The organism is Bradyrhizobium sp. (assembly GCF_049512235.1).
Lineage (GTDB): Bacteria > Pseudomonadota > Alphaproteobacteria > Rhizobiales > Xanthobacteraceae > Bradyrhizobium.
The window spans coordinates 1-3,354 of record NZ_JBEKXH010000622.1 but is presented as its reverse complement, the minus strand read 5'-3'; the positions used below and the strand labels follow the sequence as shown (position 1 = coordinate 3,354).

The window sequence follows — 3,354 nt, the reverse complement described above, 5'->3', positions numbered from 1 at the left end:
ATTGCGCACAGCATGGTAGCCACCTCCGAACTTTTTTAAACACCATTGCGCGCAGAGCATCAGCCGCTGGCAGCATTCCGCGATGCACTTTCGGCATCCCGCTGATCGCACATATTGGCTATCCCCATGTTCAAGGCATATCTTGAGGGCTTCCCGGGCATCGAATGCCACCCATTGAGCCACTGGGGCGTTAATCCTTGGGGGTAACTGTCCAAGTGGCCTGATTTCGGGCTACCTTTGCTATATTTCTCTGGACGGCAGAGTCGGTTTCCGAATCAATGGTTGGGTGATTCGCGCCACGCCAAGCGAACCGAGCCGGGCCGGGAAGAGCTGATAGCGCTGATCAACGCGCAGGCCAGAGATCGCGGCGCCGAAAGCGCATCTGGCGGAGCTTGAGCGCCGGCTCGCCCTGAACAGTTCGAACAGCTCCAAGCCGCCGTCGAGCGATGTATTGAAGAACCGGAGCGTGTGAGCAGCCCGCGCTAGAAGCCTGGCAAGCCTTCCGGTGGTCAGCCTGGCCACAAGGGCGAAACGCTGCGGCTTGGCCAGTTCCTCTGGCGTAATCTGAAACTCAAACCTGGGCAGTTACCATTAGGGCGATTACGCCGCCTTTGCCTTAATTCAAACGCCCCAGGCCCTGCGACAGTTGCTTGTTGATATCTCGCAGCTGATGCCGCAGCGCAGCAATTCCGGCACGAAGCTTGCTTCGAAGATCCCGCCGGAAAACCTTGGGAGCGCACGGATGAGAAGCATCATCCTTGGTCTGAGTATTTTGAGTTGCCTGATCGTGAACGGCAACGCGCGTGACTTGGGACAATGGGAAGCGGTCGATCCCGATGTCCGGCAATGGTATCAGGCCCTGATGCAGCCCGACGTCCCCACGGCATCGTGCTGCGGCGAAGCCGATGCCTACTGGGCGGATGAGGTCCATGTCAGAGACGGCAAGACCTACGCGACGATCACCGATGACCGGCCCGACGGACCGCGCGGCCGGCCGCATGTGCCGCCGGGAACCGAGGTTGAGGTCCCGAACAATAAACTGAAATGGGACAAATCGAATCCCACCGGGCACGGCATCGTCTTCTTGAGCCGCGGAGGTTATGTGTTCTGCTATGTGCAGCCAGGCGGTGTCTGATTGCGCTTGTGTCGCTCCGCCGATGCCGGCGCCGCGTTGGTCGACATCTGCATTGAAGAGGCCGCGGAGGTGCCATCGAATCTTCCGTCGCGTTTAGCACGGCGGATCGATCTTAAGGTTCGTCCTTGCATTGAACGGGCAACGACTGCCCGTTATGCTGCCCCCGGCAATTCCGGGGAAGCAAATGCGTCAGCTCAGGATCGGGGGCATCACGATCGACGCGGTGATCGAGCGCGAAGGCCCGTGGCGGCGGCCGCAGGACTTCTTTCCGGCCTATGAGGAAGCCGCCTTCAAACGTCATTTGCCCGCGATGGAGCCGGAGGTGTTCGACCGCACGCTCGGGATATGGTCATCACCTACCAGACTTTTGTCGTCCGCACGCCGCATCACACCATCCTGATCGATACCTGCACCGGCGAGCACAAGGGTCACCCGCCGCCGTTCGATTTTCCCGGCAAGGAACGCTGGCGCAACGAGCTGTTCGCGCTCGGCATCGGCTTCGACCAGGTCGACTACGTCTTCTGCACCCATCTTCATATCGATCATACCGGCTGGAACACCACGCTGCGCGATGGGCGCTGGGTGCCGACCTTCCCAAATGCGAAATACGTCTTCCACAGAAAGGAATATGCGGTCTGGGAGGCCGAGTACGCACGCGGCGCCGATCCGCCGGGCACGGTCTTCCGCGACAACTGCCTGCCGATTTTGGAAGCCGGGCAGGCGCTATTGGTCGATGACGATTACGCGCTCGACGACACCATCACGCTGACGCCGACGCCGGGCCACTCGCCCTGCCATTGCTGCGTCAATATTCGTTCGCGCGGCCAGCGCGCGGTGGTGACCGGAGACATGATGCACCACATCATCCAGTGCCGCGAGCCCGACTGGTCGCCGCGGGTGGATTGGGACGGCCAGCAGGCGGCCGTGTCGCGGCGGACGTTTTTATCCTCGGTCGCCGACAGCGATGTGCTGTTGCTGCCGATCCATTTCCCGACGCCGACTGCGGGTTTTGTGACGGCGGACGGGCAGCGATTCAATTACCGCTTCAAGCGGGATTGAGGATCAAGCCGGAAAGCAAATTGGATCTCATCCTGGGAGCCGCGCGCTCGAGCGCGTCGCAAGTCTCATCCTGAGGTTCTTCACCGTCATTGCGAGGAGCCCTTGCGACGAAGCAATCCATCGCGCGGCGTACGCTTAAGTGGATTGCTTCGCTCACCTGACGGCGCGGAGCCTGCCATCGGGTGCGCATTTCGCGCGACCCGGTGGCGCTGAGCCAGTGGCTCGCAATGACGGGTTGAAAGCCCCTCAATTCATTGGCGGCATTTTTGGCAGTCTCTCGAGCTGAACAATGATGTCGATATGATTCGAACTTAAATCACTGCACAGCTAATCGGGTGTCGCGGCAATCGCATTCCCTATATCGGTCTCGGCAAAATCGGCGCCCTTGTACAACAGCGGCAACCCCCGCACCTTTGCGAGCGCATAGCTGAAGACATCGCCAAAATTCAGGCCTGCGGGGTGGCCGCTGCCTTTGCCGTAGGTCACGAATGCGGCGTAGGCTGCGTCGGCTTCAGACACATCTGGTGCGACCATCTCGAAGATTGGTAGCCGCAGCAGATCGTTCAGAAGAACGACAGCGCGTTGACCGCGACGGCCATGGACGACCATGCGCGCCTCCACGACCGAGACGGTGCTGACCAGCGCTCTGTCGGACCGTTCGATGGTTCTCACGAAGTTCTGTCGTTCCGGCTCCCCCAGGGCGATCGCGACGATGGCCGACGTATCGACCACGATCATTTCGGCAATCCGACGCTGTCCCATTCCAAGGGGTCGAAGGCATCCGCGCGATCGGGCACGCGATCCAACTGCGCCAGCAGCGCGGCCATTCGCCCGGAGTCGGCGGCAATGAGGGTCTGACTGGAGAGATGATCGATTGCCCGTTCGACGACAGCTGTTTTGGTCAGTCCGGTCGCCCGCGCCAATCGTTCGACCTTTGCCACAACAGCGGGATTGGCGATTTGCAGGGCCATGACAAATCTCCCTCTGTTTATCTAAACAGCATCAATATACATGGCCACTCCGCGCTATTCAAGGCGATGGTGGCGGGAAATCGCCGCGCTGCCTCGTCTTGTGCGCCGGATCGACCTCCGGCCGGGCTTCCGCCTGCTCACCACATGGCCTAAGCAGCGGCCGCGATATCCCGCTCCAGCTACGTGTGC

Annotated in this window: 4 protein-coding genes and 1 pseudogene; 3 read left to right on the top strand and 2 right to left on the bottom strand. The window is 60.7% G+C overall.

Going from position 1 to position 3,354, the window contains the following annotated elements:
* Positions 1-361: 361 nt before the first annotated feature.
* From ABSG20_RS32885 to ABSG20_RS32875, 3 genes and pseudogenes are all read left to right on the top strand, one after another.
* Positions 362-472: a DUF6444 domain-containing protein gene (locus ABSG20_RS32885; protein WP_423868614.1), complete on the top strand. Its 111-nt coding sequence runs from the start codon at positions 362-364 to the stop codon at positions 470-472.
* A gap of 270 nt (positions 473-742) precedes the next feature.
* Positions 743-1,135 (top strand): hypothetical protein, encoded by a 393-nt coding sequence (locus ABSG20_RS32880; RefSeq protein ID WP_423868613.1) that lies wholly within the window; start codon positions 743-745, stop codon positions 1,133-1,135.
* A 184-nt stretch (positions 1,136-1,319) separates the two neighbouring features.
* Positions 1,320-2,194 (top strand): annotated as a pseudogene (locus ABSG20_RS32875) (MBL fold metallo-hydrolase).
* Positions 2,195-2,521: 327 nt separating this feature from the next.
* On the opposite strand, the gene ABSG20_RS32870 reads toward ABSG20_RS32875, so the two are convergent.
* Both ABSG20_RS32870 and ABSG20_RS32865 read right to left on the bottom strand, forming a co-directional pair.
* On the bottom strand, positions 2,522-2,932 hold the full coding sequence (locus ABSG20_RS32870; protein ID WP_423868612.1) for a type II toxin-antitoxin system VapC family toxin: 411 nt from the start codon (positions 2,930-2,932) through the stop codon (positions 2,522-2,524).
* The gene (locus tag ABSG20_RS32865; protein ID WP_423868611.1) at positions 2,929-3,165 is read right to left on the bottom strand and encodes a type II toxin-antitoxin system VapB family antitoxin; all 237 of its coding nucleotides are present in this window, start codon (positions 3,163-3,165) and stop codon (positions 2,929-2,931) included. The genes ABSG20_RS32870 and ABSG20_RS32865 overlap by 4 nt, the downstream gene beginning before the upstream one ends.
* Between the last annotated feature and the right edge of the window lie 189 nt (positions 3,166-3,354).